We start from the raw sequence: 17,823 nt of genomic DNA, 5'->3' as shown, positions 1-17,823 counted from the left end.
AGCTGATTTTATTCCAGTAGTATAGCCAAACATTCTTATGACAAGAGGCATATCATGATAGACATCCTCGTTGGCAGCCAAATGGGCGCAGCGGAATATGTGGCAGAACAAGTTGCTGAAACACTGGTACAAGCGGGCTATGAGATTAACGTTCATCTGAAACCCGAACTGGATCACCTTAACCCTTCCGGGGTTTGGTTAGTGATCACATCCACCTATGGCGCAGGAGATCTGCCTGATAATATTCAACCCTTTGCGGATCAAATAGCACAAGATCGGCGTGATCTTAACACACTTTCTTATGCCGTGATCACTTTAGGTGACTCTTCATACGATACTTTTTGCGAAGCCGGCCGAAGACTAGCTAATTTGCTCTCAGCAAAAGGAGCTGTCAGCCTTATTAACAGTCTGGAAATTGATGCACAGCAAGCAGAACTTCCCGAAGATATTGCGCTAGCCTGGCTGCCCAAACTGATGAAATGTCTGGCATAAAAAAGCGGGTGGCAAACGCCACCCGCAAACACAAGTATATCTCAGGAAGATCAGGATAACGTTAGTCTCTCCCAGGTTGGCCTCAGCAATAAAACCAACTTGTACGCACAGTAAATTGAATAATGCTCGATGTCTTGATAAGTAAATGATAAAGGTCTGATAAAGGCGATAACGCAAGCAAAACCCCGCTATACATACTTATACACAAATTTACTTATAAACATAAATTAATGTGCATAACTTAACTTTAAACCGGTTATTAAGCTGTATTTATCCTAGTTATAAAAAAAATATTTTTCTTATCTGTGGATAACCATGCATATTATCAACCGGTTTACCGTGAGTAGATCCTAGCTTGATCACAGGATCTGATCCTTTATAAGCAATTGATCCTTATTTTAAAGATCCGCTTATCCACTGAAACATCGCTGCTTAATAGTAAAAATAATAAAAAGATCTCTAAAAAGATCTTATTTAATTTAGAAGATCCTAAGCCGGCTGCAGCATTCCACTTCAACGAAGATCACGGTACAATAGCCGACCAAATTTGGATCAACCTGATTAATCGCAGAAACAGAGGCAACTATGCTGTACCAAGAGACATTCGACGTTATCGTTGTAGGTGGAGGCCATGCTGGCACTGAAGCCGCTCTGGCAGCTGCACGTATGGGACGTAAAACCCTGTTGCTGACTCATAATTTAGAAACCTTAGGCCAAATGTCTTGTAATCCAGCCATTGGTGGTATTGGCAAAGGTCATTTAGTAAAAGAAATTGACGCCTTAGGTGGCGCTATGGCCATAGCTGCAGACAAAGGCGGCATTCAATTTAGAACTCTGAATAGTTCGAAAGGTCCGGCAGTTCGCGCTACCCGTGCCCAGGCAGACCGCCAACTGTACCGCGCAGCAATCAGGCAAATACTGGAAAACCAACCTAATATAAGTATTTTCCAGCAAAGCTGTGATGATCTTATCGTTGAAAACGATCAGGTTACCGGTGTCGTAACGCAGATGGGCTTAAAATTTAAGGCTAAGTCTGTAGTGCTAACAGTCGGTACTTTCTTAGGCGGCCAAATTCACATTGGTTTGCAAAGCCATTCTGGTGGCAGAGCAGGTGATCCACCATCGATCGCGTTAGCAAAAAGACTACGAGAATTACCATTTCGGGTAGATCGCTTAAAAACCGGTACTCCACCGCGTATTGATGCCCGAACTATCGATTTCAGCCAGATGCAACCGCAACCAGGTGATAATCCAACGCCAGTGTTTTCATTTATGGGCAAACACAGTGATCAACCACAGCAAATACCGTGCTACATCACTTTTACTAATGAAAAAACGCATGACGTTATTCGCAATAATTTAGACAGATCACCAATGTATACTGGTGTTATTGAAGGCATAGGCCCACGTTATTGCCCCTCTATTGAAGATAAAATTACCCGTTTTGCCGATAAAGATAAGCACCAGATCTTTATCGAACCTGAAGGTTTAACCACGCATGAAGTCTATCCAAATGGCATATCTACCAGTTTGCCTTTTGACGTGCAATTAAGCATAGTTCGCTCGATTAAAGGCATGGAAAATGCCCATATAACCCGGCCAGGATATGCCATAGAGTATGACTTTTTTGATCCACGCGATCTGAAAAACAGCTTGGAAACCAAATTTATTAAAGGCCTGTTTTTTGCTGGCCAAATAAACGGCACAACAGGTTACGAAGAAGCGGGTGCTCAAGGTTTATTAGCCGGTTTAAACGCTGCACTGTTTAGCCAGAATAAAGACAGCTGGTCACCCGGCCGCGAACAAGCCTACCTTGGTGTACTGGTAGACGATTTAACCACCATGGGTACGAAAGAACCGTACCGCATGTTTACCAGCCGGGCTGAATATCGCTTAATGCTGCGTGAAGACAATGCCGATTCACGTTTAACCGAAAAAGGCCGTGAATTTGGTCTGGTTGACGACGCACGCTGGGCAGCCTTTAATGAAAAAATGGAACAGATTGCGTTAGAACGCCAACGCTTAAAGCAAAGCTGGGTTCATCCGCAACATGCTGCGCTGACAGCAGTTAATGCTCTGGTCAAAACCCCACTTAGCAAGGAAGCCAGCCTGGAAGAATTGGTCCGCAGACCAGAAGTTACTTATGCTCAGCTTATGCAAATTAGCGATCTTGGTCCTGGCTTAGAAGATCCTGCTACAGCTGAACAGGTTGAGATCCAAATTAAGTACGAGGGCTACATCCATCGCCAGCAAGACGAAATTGCTAAACAACAGCGTAACGAACAGACATTGTTACCAAAACAGTTTGATTATGGATCTGTAAGAGGGCTGTCAAACGAAGTTATTGCTAAATTAAATCAAACACAGCCGCAAACAGTGGGTCAGGCGTCACGTATTTCCGGTATTACCCCAGCTGCTATTTCGCTATTGTTGGTTTATTTAAAAAAGCAGGGACTGCTGCGTAAGTCAGCATGAAAAAAGGATCACAATGTTAGAACAACTTCGGGCACTGGTAAAACAGACTGAGCTCAAGCTTACAGAGAATCAACTACAGCAATGTATTACTTATGTGCAGCTACTGGACAAATGGAACAGTGCTTACAACTTGACCTCAGTTCGCGACCCCAAAGAAATGCTGGTAAAACACGTGATGGACTCCTTAGTCGTAGCGCCCTTCTTAGCCGGTCAACGTTTTATTGATGTCGGCACCGGACCTGGTTTACCGGGTGTATTGCTGGCCATCTATTACCCAGAAAAGCACTTTACTTTGCTTGATAGCTTGGGTAAGCGCATCCGTTTTTTAAACCAGGTAAAGTTACAGCTGAAACTGGCTAACATTCAACCAATACAAAGCAGAGTAGAAAATCACCAACCTGAAACTGGCTACGACGGTGTAATAAGCCGCGCCTTTGCTTCAATCAATGATATGCTGACCTGGTGCAAGCACTTACCAAAGCAAAACGGGCGCTTTTTCGCCATGAAGGGAGCGGCAGTGCAAGAAGAAATTGCAGCTTTGCCTGATTTTGTTAAAGTAGCGGCCGTTCAATCACTTGCTGTACCGCAGTTGCAAGCACAACGGCATTTGGTAATACTGGAACCCTGCTAACTGATAACGAGGACATCTTGTGGCGAAAGTGATCGCAATAGCTAACCAGAAAGGTGGTGTAGGTAAAACCACCACAGCAGTGAATCTGGCCGCGTCACTGGCAGCAACTAAACGCAAGGTGTTACTATTGGATCTGGATCCTCAGGGCAATGCCACTATGGGTAGCGGAGTCGATAAATACGATTTGCCCGCTACAGCCTATGAATTACTGGTTGATGACAAACCCTTACTCGATGTCATAGTAAAAGACACTAGTGGTGGTTATCATCTGGTAGGAGCAAACGCAGATTTAACAGCCGCTGAAGTGCGGTTAATGAATTTATTTGCCCGTGAACTAAGGCTTCGCAACGCCTTAAAAGACTACCGCAATAGCTACGACTTCATTTTTATCGACTGTCCACCGTCGCTGAACATGTTAACGGTTAATGCCATGGCGGCCGCAGACAGTGTTTTGGTGCCGATGCAGTGTGAATATTTCGCACTTGAAGGCTTAACTGCGTTGGTTGAAACGATAAACCAATTAGCTGCAGCAGTTAATCCACAGTTAAAGATCGAAGGTATATTAAGGACCATGTACGACCCTCGTAACCGGCTGGCTAATGACGTTTCGGAACAGTTAAAACAGCATTTTGGGGATAAGGTGTACCGCGCAGTGATCCCACGTAATGTGCGTCTGGCTGAAGCCCCTAGTTTTGGCGCGCCAGTTATGTATTACGACAAAAGCTCTACCGGGGCAAAGGCCTATCTGGCATTGGCAGGCGAAATGTTGCGCCGTGCCGACAAAAAGACGGTTAACAGCACTGCCTCAGGCTGAGAAAAATACTATTTAGGGAAACGATGTAATGTCGGTAAAGAAACGCGGCCTTGGCCGGGGTCTGGATGCCTTACTAACGTCCAATAGAACCAGCAATAGTAGCGCTACAAACCACAGTAGCAGTGAATTGCAACTATTAGCGGTAGAATTTCTTACGCCTGGCAAATATCAGCCGCGTAAAGATATGTCACAAGAAGCGCTGGAAGATTTAGCCAGCTCTATTCGTGCTCAGGGTATTATTCAGCCTATCGTTGTGCGGCCCCTAGCCAAAGACAAATTTGAGATCATTGCCGGCGAACGGCGTTGGCGGGCCAGCCAATTAGCCCAATTGGCTGAAGTACCCTGTATCGTCAAAGATGTACCAGACGAAGCTGCAGTAGCAATTGCGTTAATTGAAAATATTCAGCGCGAAGATCTAAACGCGATGGAAGAAGCCGTCGCATTGGACCGTTTACTAACCGAATTTGCCCTTACCCACCAGCAGGTAGCTGATGCCGTGGGAAAATCGCGGGCGTCAGTCACCAATTTATTACGCTTAAACCAGTTAAACGACGATGTAAAACTGTTACTGGAGCATGGTGATATTGAAATGGGCCATGCCCGGGCGTTGTTGGCGTTAAAAGATAACGAACAGTCTGATGCCGGCCGTTTAGTTGCGGCTAAACAAATGACAGTACGGGAAACAGAAAATCTGGTACGCCGGATCCTGGAACCCAAACCAGCGGTTGTCGAAAAGCCTCGTGATCCGGATGTGATTTCATTAGAACAACGCCTAAGCGAGCGTTTTGCCGCACCGGTGCAGATTAGTTACAACATTAAGGGCAAAGGTAAGCTGGAAATCAGTTATTCCAGCCTGGACGAATTAGATGGCATTATAGGTAAATTAAACCTTGCTGAAGGTTAATTACTTTAAAATATTTCAATTTTGGCTAGTTGACTTGCACTATCGCAGAGCTGCTGCCGCTTTTTGTTGCAAATTAAAGGCAGATAAGTATACTTTCGCAAGCTTTTTATACCCCCGTCATGGGTTATTTCAGGGGGACTTACAGTGACTGATAAAAGTGCTGAAATTGCGCGAAAATCAGCCTACAAACTGGCAGTATGCCAGTTAGCAGTAGCCGGGGTTATCGCACTGGCTTTTTTTTTAGCTGCTGATTTAGTAGCAGCCAAATCCGCTTTTAAAGGTGGTTTGGTAGCGGCGATTGCAAATTTTGTGTTTGCTTTGCTGGCATTCAGGGTGAATGCAGCAGAGCACCCTGAGCTGGCCAGATTAGCACTGTTGCGCGGCCATTCAGTAAAAATGATTTTGATTGTTGTGCTCTGTGCACTGGTATTGCAGCAGCCTGATAATGTCGCAGCCGCTTTTACCGTGGGTTTTACGATGACATTACTTGCACAATGGTCAGCTACGTTTTTCTTTAAACATTAAAATTGGGATGGAAACATGGCAGCAGGTGAAGAGTTAACTCTCTCCGGCCATATTCAGCACCACCTTACTAACGCCAAAATGTGTACCGTTGATGGTAGCGTTGCATTTAATAAAGCGTGTAGTGAGGCAGGTTTCTGGACATGGCATATTGATACATTAGCATGGTCTATTGGCCTGGGTTTGTTGTTTTTGTGGGTCTTCCGCAGTGCCGCAACCAAAGCCACTACTGGCGTGCCGGGTAAGTTTCAGTGCTTCATAGAAATGGTCGTAGAGTTTGTTGCTGCGAACGTTAAAGATACCTTTCACGGTAAAAGTGCATTAATTGCACCACTGGCGTTAACGATTTTCGTCTGGGTGTTTTTAATGAACCTGATGGATTTAATTCCGGTAGACTTCTTACCTGCTTTTGCCGGCTTGGTTGGTGAACAGGTTTTTGCCATGGATAGCCATGATGTGTACATGAAAATTGTACCTACTACCGATATCAATATGACTGCGGCACTGGCAATCGGTGTATTTGTGTTAATGATCGGTTATTCGGTAAAAATTAAAGGTGTAACTGGTTTCATTAAGGAATTGACACTGCATCCGTTTAGTTCATCAAATCTATTTGTTCAGATCTTATTGATCCCATTCAACTTACTGTTGGAAACCATAGCTTTAGTTGCTAAGCCATTTTCACTGGCACTGCGGCTATTTGGTAACTTGTATGCTGGTGAGCTGATTTTCATCCTGATTGGCGCAGTAGGCTTAATACAGTTGCCATTGCACTTTATTTGGGCTGTATTCCACATTCTGGTAATCGTGCTACAGGCATTCGTGTTTATGATGCTGACCATCGTTTACTTAAGTATGGCCAGTTCAGACAATCATTAATCAATTTTGCTTTACTTTAACTTTAACTATTGAAATATCGGAGATAAAAAATGGAACTAGTATTAGGCCTTAAATATATCGCAGTTGCTCTGTTAATCGGTTTCGGTGCTATCGGTACCGCAATAGGTTTCGGTAACATGGGTGGTAAGTTCTTAGAATCTTGTGCGCGTCAACCAGAACTGGCTCCTTCACTGCAAGTTAAAATGTTCATCCTGGCAGGTCTGATCGATGCTGTTGCGATGATCGGTGTTGGTATCGCGATGGTATTGTTGTTCGTTCTGTAATTAACGGGCGAATTCGAACAACTTACTATTAAGGAGGAGCGGTCGTGAATTTAAACGCCACTCTATTAGGCGAATTAATCGCATTTGCGGTGTTCGTGCTGTTCTGTATGAAATTTGTATGGCCGCCGTTGAATAATGCAATTGAAGCGCGCCAGAAAAAAATTGCTGATGGTTTAGCGGCCTCTGATCGTGCGGAAAAAGACCTGGCATTAGCCCAGGACAAGGCCAAAGATCAGTTAAAAGACGCTAAAGCCCAAGCAGCAGAAATCATCGAGCAAGCGAAAAAACGCGAAGCCAAGATGATTGATGAAGCCGTGCACAAAGCCAATGCCGAACGTGACAATATTCTGGCGCAGGCAAAAGCAGAATTGGAAGCGGAACGTAACCGTTTACGCGAAGAACTGCGCAAGCAAGTTGCTGCATTAGCAGTAGCCGGCGCAGAGAAAATTCTGCAACGTTCTATTGATGAAGCTGCTCACAGCGACATTCTGGAAAAACTGGTTCAAGAACTGTAAGAGGATGAGCTATGTCTGATTTGACTAATATTGCTCGTCCTTACGCCAGAGCGGCTTTCGATTTTGCGGTTGAGCAAAAAGCGTTAGACGCCTGGTTACAGATGTTGGCCTTTGCTGCAGAAGTAGCAAAGAACGACCAGGTTGGCGCTTATTTAGGCGCCAACGGCGCTGCTGACAAGCAGGCCGGTCTGTTTATTCAGGTATGTGGTGAGCAACTCAATGAGCACGGCCAGAACTTTATTAAAGTGATGGCAGAAAATCATCGCTTGTTGGCGTTGCCTGAAGTGTTAACTGCCTTTGTTGCGCTGAAAGCCGAGTTTGAAAAAGAAATCGACGTTACTGTGGTTTCTGCTACCAAGCTTTCTAAAGCACAACAAGACAAGTTAGCCACGGCATTATCGCAACGTTTGGCACGCAAAGTTAAATTGAACTGTAGCGAAGATCCTGCAGTGGTTGGCGGCATGCTAATCAAAGCAGGTGACATGGTAATTGATGGCTCGATCCGCGGTAAGCTGGATCGTTTAGCAACTGCGCTGCAGTCGTAATTGGGGAACAGAGAATGCAACTGAATTCCACTGAAATATCAGAACTGATCAAAAGTCGTATTGCTCAGTTTGAAGTGGTCAGTGAAGCTCGTAACGAAGGTACTATCGTTCAGGTAACTGACGGTATTATCCGTATCAACGGTCTTGCAGATTGTATGCAGGGCGAGATGATTGAGCTTCCTGGCAACCGCTATGCAATCGCGCTGAACTTAGAGCGCAACTCAGTTGGTGCGGTAGTTATGGGCCCGTACGCGGACTTAACTGAAGGCACTAAAGTAAAAAGCACCGGCCGTATCTTAGAAGTACCGGTTGGCCCGGCGTTATTAGGCCGTGTGGTTAACACCTTAGGTGCACCTATCGACGGTAAAGGCCCGATTGAAGCTGCTGGTTTTGAGCCGGTAGAAAAAATTGCGCCAGGCGTAATTGAACGTCAATCGGTAGATCAGCCAATGCAGACTGGCTATAAGTCAGTTGATGCGATGATCCCTATCGGCCGTGGTCAGCGTGAGCTGCTTATCGGTGACCGTCAGACCGGTAAAACGGCACTGGCTATCGATGCGATCATCAACCAGAAAGGCACCGGCGTTAAGTGTGTTTATGTTGCTGTGGGCCAAAAAGCTTCTACCATTGCTAACGTAGTACGTAAGCTGGAAGAGCACGGCGCACTGGCACACACTATTGTGGTTGTAGCTTCTGCTTCAGAAGCCGCTGCGCTGCAGTTCCTGGCACCTTACTCTGGCTGTACTATGGGCGAATACTTCCGTGACCGCGGTGAAGATGCGCTGATCGTATACGATGATTTGTCTAAGCAAGCTGTTGCTTACCGTCAAATCTCGTTGCTGTTACGCCGTCCACCAGGCCGTGAAGCTTACCCGGGCGACGTATTCTATTTACACTCACGTTTGCTGGAGCGCGCATCACGCGTTAACGCTGACTATGTAGAGAAGTACACCAAGGGTGAAGTAACAGGCAAAACCGGTTCATTAACCGCGCTGCCAATTATCGAAACTCAGGCTGGTGACGTTTCTGCATTCGTACCTACTAACGTAATTTCGATTACCGATGGTCAGATTTTCTTAGAAACTGACTTATTCAACGCTGGTATCCGTCCTGCGGTGAACGCCGGTATTTCGGTATCGCGGGTTGGTGGTGCAGCACAAACCAAGATCATCAAGAAATTAGGCGGTGGTATTCGTCTGGCATTAGCCCAGTACTCAGAGCTGGCGGCGTTCGCGCAGTTTGCTTCTGATCTTGACGAAGCAACCCGCGCCCAGTTAGAGCACGGCCAAAAGGTAACTGAGCTGATGAAACAGCTGCAGTACAGCCCAATGAGCGTTGCTGAAATGGGTGTGTCTATTTTCGCTATCGAAAAAGGCTTTATGAAAGATGTCGACGTGGCCAAAATCCTGGATTTTGAAGCCGGCTTAATCGCTTTCATGAAAGCAGAACACGCTGAGCTGATGGCTGATATCGATAAAACCGGTAACTACAACGACCAAATCGAGTCTACGTTCAAAGCTGCCATTGAGAAATTCAAGGCAACGCAGACCTGGTAAGCAATGCGGGTGGCTATGCCACCCCATTCGTTGAATGAAACGGAGATACAGTCATGGCCGGTGGTAAAGAGATAAAAAGTAAGATCGGGAGTATTAACAATACTCGCAAGATCACCAGTGCTATGGAAAAAGTTGCGGTCAGCAAAATGCGCAAAGCGCAAGACCGTGTAGCTGCAACACGCCCATACGCTGAAGGTATGCGCAAAGTGATCGGGAACCTTGCCAATGGCAGCCTGGAATATCGCCATCCGTATCTAGCGGATCGTGAAGTAAAACGGGTTGGTTATATTGTCATTTCTACTGATCGTGGTCTTTGCGGTGGCCTGAATACCAACGAGTTTAAAAAAGTTGCCCTTGAGCTGAAAAGCTGGAAAGACAAAGGTGTGGATGCGCAGTTTGCTGTTATCGGCAACAAAGCAACGGCCTTTTTCAAGCGTTTTGGCGGTAAGGTAGTAGCGCAACAGGCGGGTTCAGGTGACGTACCACGTTTGGCTGATGTGATTGGTTCGGTACAAGTGATGCTTAACGCATTTAACGAAGGCCGGATTGACCGCTTATTTCTGGTGTACAACCAATTTGTAAACACCATGAAGCAAGAGCCAGTGATCGATCAACTCTTACCTTTGCCAAAAGCAGATATTGAGCAAAAAGCACATAACTGGGATTACCTGTACGAGCCGGATCCAAAACCTATTTTAGATATGTTATTGGACCGTTTCGTCGAATCGCAAGTGTATCAGGGTGTGGTAGAGAATTCTGCCAGTGAGCACGCGGCGCGGATGGTAGCTATGAAGGCTGCAACCGACAACGCCGGTAACCTGATGGACGACCTGAAGCTGGTGTACAACAAAGCACGTCAGGCCGCGATTACCCAGGAGCTTAGCGAGATCGTCGCAGGTGCGGCAGCTGTAGGCTAAGGTAAACAGTTTTGAGAAATTTGAGGAAACATCATGAGTCAAGGTAAGGTCGTCCAAATCATTGGCGCCGTTGTGGATATCGATTTTCCACAAGATGCGGTACCTGGTATCTATGACGCGTTAAACGTGACTGACGGTGATCTGGCTGGTTTAGTGCTGGAAGTTCAGCAGCAGCTGGGTGGCGGTACAGTACGTACTATCGCGTTAGGTACAACAGACGGTTTACGTCGCGGCGCTGCCGTGTCTAACACCGGTAAAGCAATTCACGTTCCGGTGGGTAAAGCCACACTGGGCCGTATTATGAACGTATTAGGCGAGCCAATCGACGAAGCAGGCCCAATCGGTGAAGAAGAGCGTATGCCTATTCACCGCGCTGCGCCAAGCTACGAAGATCAGGCGGCGTCTAACGCCCTGCTGGAAACCGGTATCAAGGTTATCGACCTGGTTTGCCCGTTCGCTAAAGGTGGTAAAGTTGGTCTGTTCGGTGGTGCCGGTGTAGGTAAAACCGTAAACATGATGGAACTGATCCGTAACATCGCTATCGAGCACAGCGGTTACTCCGTATTCGCCGGTGTAGGTGAGCGTACCCGTGAAGGTAACGACTTCTATCACGAGATGAAAGACTCTAACGTACTGGATAAAGTATCGTTAGTGTACGGCCAGATGAACGAGCCACCAGGCAACCGTCTGCGCGTAGCGTTAACCGGCTTAACCATGGCGGAGAAATTCCGTGATGAAGGCCGTGACGTACTGTTCTTCGTTGATAACATTTACCGTTACACCCTGGCCGGTACTGAAGTGTCTGCACTTCTGGGTCGTATGCCATCAGCAGTAGGTTACCAGCCAACGCTGGCAGAAGAGATGGGCGCCCTGCAAGAGCGTATCACTTCTACCAAGACCGGTTCTATCACGTCAATCCAGGCCGTATACGTACCTGCGGATGACTTAACGGATCCGTCACCAGCTACTACGTTCTCGCACTTAGACGCGACCGTAGTACTGAGCCGTAACATTGCTTCACTGGGTATTTACCCGGCAATCGACCCACTGGATTCGACTTCTCGTCAGTTAGATCCACTGGTAATCGGTAAAGAGCACTATGAAGTGGCACGTGGCGTACAGTCTGTTCTGCAGCGTTACAAAGAGCTGAAAGACATTATCGCGATTCTGGGTATGGACGAACTGTCTGATGAAGACCGCACAACAGTATACCGTGCGCGTAAAATTCAGCGTTTCCTGTCACAGCCTTTCTTCGTAGCAGAAGTATTTACCGGTTCACCAGGTAAGTACGTACCGCTGAAAGAAACTATCCGTGGCTTTAAAGGCATTCTGGACGGCGAGTTCGACCATATGCCAGAGCAGGCGTTCTACATGGTTGGTTCTATCGACGAAGCGATCGAAAAAGCGAAGAAACTGTAAGTTCAGGCTTTAGGAGAGCGGAGATGGCGATGACAGTGCAACTGGATGTAGTAAGTGCCGAAGAAAAAATCTTCTCCGGCCTTGTCGAATCCGTGCAGGTCACAGGCAGTGAGGGCGAGTTAGGTATTTTACCTTTTCACGCCCCGTTACTGACCACCCTGAAACCTGGCATGGTCCGTATCGTGAAACAATTTGGCGAAGAACATGTGATATACGTAGCCGGTGGTGTACTTGAAGTACAACCTGATACTATCACTGTACTAGCCGATGTCGCGGTACGCGGCGAAGACTTAGACGAGCAAGCCGCTTTAGACGCACAAAAACGTGCCGAAGAAGCGATGCAACACGCTGGCGCAGACTTCAACTATGCTGAAGCTGCGGCGCAACTGGCCGAAGCCATTGCCCAGCTACGTATTATTCAGAAAATGCGTAAAAAATAAGTTCGGGTTCCGAAATAGAAAAAGCCACCTCAGGGTGGCTTTTTTTGTTGTATTAAACAGCTCTGCTGGAGCTGAATGTGTTCGCTATTTTCCTTCTCCTAACTGCCACTGAATAAATTCCAGCCCTAGTTCTGGCGTAACATAGACCGTAGCATAAAGCTCTTCTGAGTTATGCGGGTTTGGGTGCACCGCGATTAACTGATAGGGAAGCTGAGTGCTACGCGTTTCACCACTAATTAAATCCCGCTGTTCAAGGTGGCCCAACATACTGAAGCGGTATTGCTGTTGGCCTTGGTGTAACCATACTGCCATAAAATTAGCGTCAGGATTTTCCTGTAACAGGATATCCTGCCTGGAGCCATCGACATACTGATACAGTTTGCCTTCTTTGTGATACAGCAACTGGTCTTGGGCGTTGTACTGGGCGAAACTACCGGCGGTAAAGGTCAACTGCGTTAATTGATTACTGATTAAATCTAACTGCCATAGATTCTGGTTGTCAGCTTGCACCCGGGTCAGGATCAGGCCGCTGTTGTCTGGCAGCCATAGCGGGTGGCCGACATCATTATTCTCAAGTTTGTTGATCAGCTGTTGGCGCTGATTGTCGTACAGATACAGATTACCGTGCTTGGTAAACGCAATATAGCGGCCGTCGCCTGACCAGCGAATAGCATTGATAGGTTGCTCATCGTTCACCAGTTCGGTTAATTGGATTTGCTCGCCCTGTTTGTTCAACCACAGTTGCCAACCGCCGGTCCAATTGGCGGAAAAGGCATAGCTATCTGGTGTAACTGGTGATACCGCTAGTGCCAGGGTGCTGCCAGAGGCGTTGTGCAAAAAGCTGACTTTACGTGCGTTGTCGTCAAATGGTTGCATTATTTTTACCAACTGCATTGCTGACTGCGTACTGCTGCCTGCGGTAAGGCCGGAGGTGTAAGCTTGATTATCAGTAAGCAAAGATAACTCACCGACAACAATATCGGATGGCAGCTTGAGAATCTGTTGGCTTTTGTCGGCCAGATTAATTTGCAGGATGGAGTCAGCACCGGGTAACAGCAGGCTTTGCTGATCTATGCTCCACTCTAGACCAAGTAATAGCAGTGAAAACGGCAGGCTGGCAACACGTTCATGTTCACGGCTGTCCGGTTCATAAATGTAGATATCCGGTTTATTTGACTCAGGCATTAATACGTAAGCAAGTTTGCTGCCATCTGCTGACATAGCCAGCATTGTTACACCAAAACCGGCGGAAGGCGCTGCCAGAAGAGTCTGTTTAACGCCACTGATTAGATTTTCTGCGACTAAGGCTTTGCTGGCATACATACCGCCATTGCCCTGGCTATGATACAACCACTGCCCGTCTTTACTGACCTGAGCGTTTCCCAATACAAAACCGTCGCAACCGGCTAGCCGGTTTTGTTGATACTGTGGATATTGGCTGAAGTCATAATGCTGATATTCGCAGCTTGTTCCGTCTTTACTGATGACCTGTACCAATAAATTACGGCTTTCTGGCTGCCAGCTGTGCACGCTGTAAAGTAGGTTTGCTTGTTCTAACGCCACTTCCTGCAGCACATTGCCGGCATTTATTCCTAACTTGCGGATCATTACCCGCATGGCCCCACCGGGTTGAGAGTGGCTGTATGCCAGTAATTGTTTATCGGGTGACAGCAGCGGTCGCGATTCTATACCTTTGAACCAGGTTACATTTTGGCGGCTCTGCATAGTAAGTTCGCGCACTGGCGGTTGGTGTGTATTGTTATTATTTTCTAATGCTACCGGTGATTGATACCACCAGATACCTATAGCTAGCATTACTGCTGCGACAATGCTAGCCAGCCATATCAGTGGTCTCGACGTTATTGCTACAGTGTTTGGTGTAGTGTTGTTATTACTCTGCATGATTACAGTATTTGCTGCGCTAATCGCTGGTAGTTGCAGGCTGTAACCTTTACGGTGATGGGTTCTAATGGGTGACTGTGCTAAGCCCGGGTGTTGCAGGGCCTTGCGCAATTCGGAAATGGCACGATTTATTGCATTGTCATCGACAAAGCTTTGCTGCCAGATGGTATCAATCAGCTCTTGCCGTGACACAATACGACCCGGCTCTTTGGCAAAACACAGCAGCAATTTTATTAACAACGGCTCCAATTCTTTGCGCTGTGTACCATCACTAATACTGAAATCGGTTGGCGTAAAAGTCCAGGGGCCCAGCTGCATCGTGTCCATTTGTTAATTATGCTTCCTGTTTTAAATAGGCTGTAACTTTAACAGAAGCAAATAGTGATTCAAGCGAAATAAAGCTGCCTGCTAAAGCTTAGGATTACAAGATAAGGTTTTCATAAGGTTTGCCATAGCCCTTTAAAAACAAGCTGTTATATGAAGCTTTCTTAGCAATATATTGCTTAGCTTCTGATAAGCGACTTTTTAGTAGCAGCTGGCTAAAGTGAGCTCAACAACCTAACGGACAAGCAGTGAGTCCGCAGTTGTCCCAAGACAAAACGATACTTACTGATTACAAGGACAAACATTATGAAGACATTAACATCTAATATCGCTCGGATTGTTATGGTTAGCACCTTATTTTCTGCTATGGCCGTTAAAGCCGAGCAGGCTGAACCTGCGACATCACCAGCGGTTGTAGCTGAAGCAAAAGCGGAATCTGGCACTGTACTGAACACTATTAAAACCGAGCTACTGCAAGATTTACAGCAGCAGCTTACGGACAGCATTACGCAACAAGCCAGTTCGGCATTAAGCCATGTGGTGCAGTCTGTTAAGGCAATGCTGCCTTAAGCATATTCATTGATGTTACAGTGCAGCTGGCGTTGTAGTGCAATCAAAATAATTAAACAGGGACATAAACCATGATAATAAAGAAGTTTTTTAACTTAACTGGCGGTGCAGTATTTTTAGCAATCAGCATGGCAGCAGCGCCAGCGCTTGCTGAAACTTCGATGTGGAAAGTCAGCAAAGGCAGTGACTATTTATACATCGGCGGCACGGTACATTTATTGCCTCAGTCAGCCTTTCCTTTACCGGCAGAGTTTGACCAAGCTTATGCGGCGACCGATAAGCTGGTACTGGAAACTAAAATGCCCGAGCCTAACGATACTGCTATGCAAACTGCTTTGATGCAGGCCATGGCGTACAGCGATGGTCGCAGTTTGTCTAAAGTGCTGTCGCCAGAGGTGTATCAGCAGGTGGCAGATTATTTTGCTCCTTATGGCGTGCAGCTGCAGCAGTTAGATGGCTATAAACCGGGCTTTGTTATGTTACAAATGCTGGCGCTGGAGATGATGAAGGCGCAAATGTCTGGCGAGGGTGTCGATAGTTATTTTGATAAAAAAGCCAAAGCCGATGGCAAAACGCTGGCCTATCTGGAAAGTGTAGAGAGCCAGATCAATCTGCTGGCCAATATGGGCGACGGTTACGAAGACGCCTTTATGAAAATGAACCTGGAACAGTTTGGTGACTTTAAAGCCTATTTTGCCGCCATGGTTGCCGCCTGGCGCGCTGGTGATATGAACGAGCTGGAAAAACTGGCCGTGCAACCTGCCCGTGATATGGACCCGGTGTTGTATCAAGCCTTGTTTGTGCAGCGCAACAACGCTTGGTTACCGCAAATTAAGCAAATGTTCGGCAATAACAGTAAAGAGCTAGTGCTGGTCGGCGGCGGTCATCTGGCTGGTGAGCATAGCGTGCTGGCACTGCTGCAGCAGGCCGGTTACAAGGTAGAGCAGGTTAATTAGGAGGCAGTTATGCCACTGCGCCGTGCGTTCAATAAAGACCTTGCCGGTGTGTTGCTTGCCGCGGGTTGCTGGATAACACTGTGGACCTGGTTGAACCTGCAACTACTGCAAAGTTTAAACATATTTGTTTAGCCGGTATTCAGCAAAACTTCACCCTGCCCCTGTAATCTGCGGCGTTATCTATTAGAATAACCGCACTAGCGATAAGACGCATGATTACAGGGACTCTTCTATGGCATTAAATGTAGTGATTCTGGCGGCCGGAAAAGGCACGCGGATGAAATCAGACTTACCCAAGGTACTGCACAAGGTCGCCGAACGGCCGATGGTGCAGCATGTTATCGATACCGCCCGCGCCTTAGGTGCCGACAAACCGCAACTGGTGTATGGCTACGGCGCCGAGGCATTAAAAACTGCGCTGGGTGAGCAAAGCCTGCATTGGGTGCTGCAAGCCGAGCAGTTGGGCACCGGCCACGCGGTAGCGCAGGCGATACCGAATATCGCTGATGACGATACTGTACTGGTGCTGTATGGCGATGTGCCGTTAACCCGCTTAGAAACGCTGCAACAATTATTGGCGGTTAAGCCGGCTGATGGCCTGGCCATTTTAACGGTAAACCTGGCAAACCCTAGCGGTTATGGCCGCATAATGCGTAACAACGGCAAAGTCACTGGCATTGTCGAGCAAAAAGATGCCACGCCAGAGCAGCTAAAAATCGCTGAAGTAAACAGCGGCATTATGGCGCTGCCCGGCAAACAGTTAAAAAGCTGGCTGGGCCGCTTATCTAACAGCAATGCCCAGGGTGAATATTACTTAACTGACGTTATCGCTATGGCACACAGTGAAGGCGTGGCCATTACTACCGCGCACCCGCAGAACCCGATGGAAGTAGAAGGCGCCAACAACCGCGTGCAACTGGCGGCACTGGAGCGGGCTTATCAGCAGCGTAAAGCCGAAGAATTAATGCTTGCCGGTGCTAACCTGCGTGACCCGGCACGGATAGATGTACGTGGCGAGGTTAGCGTTGGCAATGATGTGATGATCGACGTTAACGTGATTTTCGAAGGCAAGGTAGTGCTGGGTAAAGGCGTCACCATTGGTGCTAATTGTATTCTGAAAGACTGCATTATCGGTGACAACACTGAGATAAAACCGAATTCGATGATTGAAAAAGCCAGTGTTGGTGCCGATTGCTCGGTAGGCCCTTTTGCCCGGCTGCGACCAGACAGCGTGATGCTGGATGACAGCCACGTCGGCAACTTTGTTGAAATGAAAAAAACCACACTGGGTAAAGGTTCTAAGGCGAACCATTTAACCTACCTGGGCGATGCAGTTATTGGTGATAAAGTGAACGTGGGTGCCGGCACTATTACCTGTAACTACGACGGTGCGAATAAATTTGTTACCACCATTAAAGACGGTGCCTTTATTGGTTCGAACAGCTCGTTAGTGGCGCCGGTCACAGTGGGCGTTAATGCCACTGTCGGAGCAGGCTCGGTATTAACCCGCGATGCGGCTGACGGAGAGTTAGTGGTAGCGCGTGCTAAACAACGACATATTGCAGACTGGCAACGGCCAGTGAAAATTAAAAAGTAATAGCCGATAAAAAAGCCCGCAAAATGCGGGCTTTTGTTTAACTTCAGCTGAAAAGTACCGGTTGCAACTCCCGCTTTGGCT

The 17,823-nt window shown here is 47.1% G+C and carries 18 protein-coding genes; 17 read left to right on the top strand and 1 reads right to left on the bottom strand.

The genetic code is table 11. The features are described 5' to 3' along the window. The first annotated feature begins 54 nt into the window (after positions 1-54). From mioC to I4W93_RS16805, 14 genes are all read left to right on the top strand, one after another. Entirely contained in the window at positions 55-492 is a 438-nt protein-coding gene (gene mioC / locus I4W93_RS16870) for an FMN-binding protein MioC (protein ID WP_205311958.1), read from the top strand. 585 nt (positions 493-1,077) lie between these two features. Then, positions 1,078-2,967, top strand: a complete 1,890-nt coding sequence (mnmG, locus tag I4W93_RS16865; protein ID WP_205311957.1) for a tRNA uridine-5-carboxymethylaminomethyl(34) synthesis enzyme MnmG — start codon at positions 1,078-1,080, stop codon at positions 2,965-2,967. 13 nt (positions 2,968-2,980) lie between these two features. Next, a complete protein-coding gene (rsmG, locus tag I4W93_RS16860; protein ID WP_205311956.1) occupies positions 2,981-3,598 on the top strand; it encodes a 16S rRNA (guanine(527)-N(7))-methyltransferase RsmG in 618 nt (205 codons plus the stop codon). 19 nt (positions 3,599-3,617) lie between these two features. Continuing rightward, the gene (locus I4W93_RS16855) at positions 3,618-4,412 is read left to right on the top strand and encodes a ParA family protein (protein ID WP_205311955.1); all 795 of its coding nucleotides are present in this window, start codon (positions 3,618-3,620) and stop codon (positions 4,410-4,412) included. A gap of 28 nt (positions 4,413-4,440) precedes the next feature. After that, positions 4,441-5,316 (top strand): ParB/RepB/Spo0J family partition protein, encoded by an 876-nt coding sequence (locus I4W93_RS16850; protein ID WP_205311954.1) that lies wholly within the window; start codon positions 4,441-4,443, stop codon positions 5,314-5,316. A gap of 144 nt (positions 5,317-5,460) precedes the next feature. Then, positions 5,461-5,841: an ATP synthase subunit I gene (locus tag I4W93_RS16845; protein ID WP_205311953.1), complete on the top strand. Its 381-nt coding sequence runs from the start codon at positions 5,461-5,463 to the stop codon at positions 5,839-5,841. 15 nt (positions 5,842-5,856) lie between these two features. Then, positions 5,857-6,717: a F0F1 ATP synthase subunit A gene (atpB, locus tag I4W93_RS16840; protein ID WP_205311952.1), complete on the top strand. Its 861-nt coding sequence runs from the start codon at positions 5,857-5,859 to the stop codon at positions 6,715-6,717. A gap of 50 nt (positions 6,718-6,767) precedes the next feature. Beyond that, positions 6,768-7,001: a F0F1 ATP synthase subunit C gene (gene atpE / locus I4W93_RS16835; protein WP_166838264.1), complete on the top strand. Its 234-nt coding sequence runs from the start codon at positions 6,768-6,770 to the stop codon at positions 6,999-7,001. Positions 7,002-7,045: 44 nt separating this feature from the next. Next, positions 7,046-7,516, top strand: a complete 471-nt coding sequence (gene atpF / locus I4W93_RS16830) for a F0F1 ATP synthase subunit B (protein ID WP_205311951.1) — start codon at positions 7,046-7,048, stop codon at positions 7,514-7,516. An 11-nt stretch (positions 7,517-7,527) separates the two neighbouring features. Then, positions 7,528-8,061: a F0F1 ATP synthase subunit delta gene (gene atpH, locus I4W93_RS16825; RefSeq protein WP_205311950.1), complete on the top strand. Its 534-nt coding sequence runs from the start codon at positions 7,528-7,530 to the stop codon at positions 8,059-8,061. A 14-nt stretch (positions 8,062-8,075) separates the two neighbouring features. Beyond that, positions 8,076-9,617 carry a F0F1 ATP synthase subunit alpha gene (gene atpA, locus I4W93_RS16820; protein ID WP_205311949.1) on the top strand — a complete coding sequence of 514 codons (1,542 nt, stop codon included), beginning with the start codon at positions 8,076-8,078 and terminating at the stop codon, positions 9,615-9,617. A 53-nt stretch (positions 9,618-9,670) separates the two neighbouring features. Further along, positions 9,671-10,534: a F0F1 ATP synthase subunit gamma gene (atpG, locus tag I4W93_RS16815; RefSeq protein ID WP_173502588.1), complete on the top strand. Its 864-nt coding sequence runs from the start codon at positions 9,671-9,673 to the stop codon at positions 10,532-10,534. 33 nt (positions 10,535-10,567) lie between these two features. Next, entirely contained in the window at positions 10,568-11,953 is a 1,386-nt protein-coding gene (gene atpD / locus I4W93_RS16810; RefSeq protein WP_173502589.1) for a F0F1 ATP synthase subunit beta, read from the top strand. 23 nt (positions 11,954-11,976) lie between these two features. Then, a complete protein-coding gene (locus I4W93_RS16805) occupies positions 11,977-12,393 on the top strand; it encodes a F0F1 ATP synthase subunit epsilon (protein WP_027670541.1) in 417 nt (138 codons plus the stop codon). A gap of 84 nt (positions 12,394-12,477) precedes the next feature. On the opposite strand, the gene I4W93_RS16800 is transcribed toward I4W93_RS16805, so the two are convergent. Further along, positions 12,478-14,622, bottom strand: a complete 2,145-nt coding sequence (locus I4W93_RS16800; RefSeq protein WP_205311948.1) for a winged helix-turn-helix domain-containing protein — start codon at positions 14,620-14,622, stop codon at positions 12,478-12,480. Positions 14,623-14,925: 303 nt separating this feature from the next. Here I4W93_RS16800 and I4W93_RS16795 point away from each other — a divergent pair, with 303 nt between their 5' ends. From I4W93_RS16795 to glmU, 3 genes are all read left to right on the top strand, one after another. Continuing rightward, a complete protein-coding gene (locus tag I4W93_RS16795; RefSeq protein ID WP_205311947.1) occupies positions 14,926-15,189 on the top strand; it encodes a hypothetical protein in 264 nt (87 codons plus the stop codon). A gap of 71 nt (positions 15,190-15,260) precedes the next feature. After that, positions 15,261-16,145 carry a TraB/GumN family protein gene (locus tag I4W93_RS16790; RefSeq protein WP_205311946.1) on the top strand — a complete coding sequence of 295 codons (885 nt, stop codon included), beginning with the start codon at positions 15,261-15,263 and terminating at the stop codon, positions 16,143-16,145. 232 nt (positions 16,146-16,377) lie between these two features. Next, positions 16,378-17,742 (top strand): bifunctional UDP-N-acetylglucosamine diphosphorylase/glucosamine-1-phosphate N-acetyltransferase GlmU, encoded by a 1,365-nt coding sequence (gene glmU / locus I4W93_RS16785; protein ID WP_205311945.1) that lies wholly within the window; start codon positions 16,378-16,380, stop codon positions 17,740-17,742. Positions 17,743-17,823: the final 81 nt, after the last annotated feature.

Origin of the sequence: Rheinheimera maricola, assembly GCF_016918075.2 — a bacterium.
Lineage (GTDB): Bacteria > Pseudomonadota > Gammaproteobacteria > Enterobacterales > Alteromonadaceae > Alishewanella > Alishewanella maricola_A.
This window is presented reverse-complemented; position numbering and strand designations above follow the sequence as displayed.

What these genes read in the sequence shown, in the direction of transcription:
- mioC (WP_205311958.1), top strand. Translation starts at nt 55, where the DNA reads ATGATAGACATCCTCGTTGGCAGCCAAATGGGCGCAGCGGAATATGTG.
- mnmG (WP_205311957.1), top strand. Translation starts at nt 1,078, where the DNA reads ATGCTGTACCAAGAGACATTCGACGTTATCGTTGTAGGTGGAGGCCAT.
- rsmG (WP_205311956.1), top strand. Translation starts at nt 2,981, where the DNA reads ATGTTAGAACAACTTCGGGCACTGGTAAAACAGACTGAGCTCAAGCTT.
- I4W93_RS16850 (WP_205311954.1), top strand. Translation starts at nt 4,441, where the DNA reads ATGTCGGTAAAGAAACGCGGCCTTGGCCGGGGTCTGGATGCCTTACTA.
- atpB (WP_205311952.1), top strand. Translation starts at nt 5,857, where the DNA reads ATGGCAGCAGGTGAAGAGTTAACTCTCTCCGGCCATATTCAGCACCAC.
- atpE (WP_166838264.1), top strand. Translation starts at nt 6,768, where the DNA reads ATGGAACTAGTATTAGGCCTTAAATATATCGCAGTTGCTCTGTTAATC.
- atpH (WP_205311950.1), top strand. Translation starts at nt 7,528, where the DNA reads ATGTCTGATTTGACTAATATTGCTCGTCCTTACGCCAGAGCGGCTTTC.
- atpA (WP_205311949.1), top strand. Translation starts at nt 8,076, where the DNA reads ATGCAACTGAATTCCACTGAAATATCAGAACTGATCAAAAGTCGTATT.
- atpG (WP_173502588.1), top strand. Translation starts at nt 9,671, where the DNA reads ATGGCCGGTGGTAAAGAGATAAAAAGTAAGATCGGGAGTATTAACAAT.
- atpD (WP_173502589.1), top strand. Translation starts at nt 10,568, where the DNA reads ATGAGTCAAGGTAAGGTCGTCCAAATCATTGGCGCCGTTGTGGATATC.
- I4W93_RS16805 (WP_027670541.1), top strand. Translation starts at nt 11,977, where the DNA reads ATGGCGATGACAGTGCAACTGGATGTAGTAAGTGCCGAAGAAAAAATC.
- I4W93_RS16800 (WP_205311948.1), bottom strand. Translation starts at nt 14,622, where the DNA reads ATGGACACGATGCAGCTGGGCCCCTGGACTTTTACGCCAACCGATTTC.
- I4W93_RS16795 (WP_205311947.1), top strand. Translation starts at nt 14,926, where the DNA reads ATGAAGACATTAACATCTAATATCGCTCGGATTGTTATGGTTAGCACC.
- I4W93_RS16790 (WP_205311946.1), top strand. Translation starts at nt 15,261, where the DNA reads ATGATAATAAAGAAGTTTTTTAACTTAACTGGCGGTGCAGTATTTTTA.
- glmU (WP_205311945.1), top strand. Translation starts at nt 16,378, where the DNA reads ATGGCATTAAATGTAGTGATTCTGGCGGCCGGAAAAGGCACGCGGATG.